The 646-nt window shown below is 45.4% G+C and carries 1 protein-coding gene; it reads right to left on the reverse strand.

Features of this window, described 5'->3' with window-relative positions; all coding sequences use genetic code 11:
• Positions 1-646: penicillin-binding protein activator (locus R7P74_RS27090; RefSeq protein WP_318123759.1), on the reverse strand; the 646-nt coding region annotated here is incomplete at both ends.

The following is a 646-nucleotide window of genomic DNA, read 5'->3' on the forward strand; positions in this document are numbered from 1 at the left end:
TGGCGCTAGGATCAGCGGGAAGTTATAGCCTTCGCTAAACAAGTATTTTGCAGCTTGAGCCACTTCTTGCTCTGGTGACAACGCTAGGTAGCAAATGTCGGTACCTGGCTGAACATCTTCAGGAATATTCAGCGCCAGTGCTGGAATGGCTGGACTGTTTGCTGAGCCATCCATTGTTGTTTGCAATAGTTCGACATTTTCTTTTTGCAGCGGGCCGACAACAAAATCGATGTTTTCGTTGATAAGACGTTGCTTCACTTCGTCAGCGCTGTACGCATTCGTATCAATGACGGTAAGCGTTGCGCTTGGATCGCGGTTTCTATCATTCATCATCGCGAATACAAAACCATCGCGGATCAATTGTGCCTGAGGCGCAAACTTACCTGTTAATGGTAACAACAATGCTGTGTTATTTGGTTTTACGATATCAAGTGACAGAATGTTTTGAATTTCTTCTGGTGTATAGATTGCCGCTGGGTGTGACGGGTTCTCGTTCAACCAACGCTCAAGGGTATTTTTTAACTGAGACAGATTGCCGGAGAGCGTTTTTGCGTAAACTGCTAATTGCAACCATCCGTCTAACACGTCTTCGCTGGGTTCAGTTTGTAGCGAAGTCAGTTCATATTCAGAGTAACTGCCAAAGTTC

This window comes from Vibrio sp. 2033 (assembly GCF_033339735.1).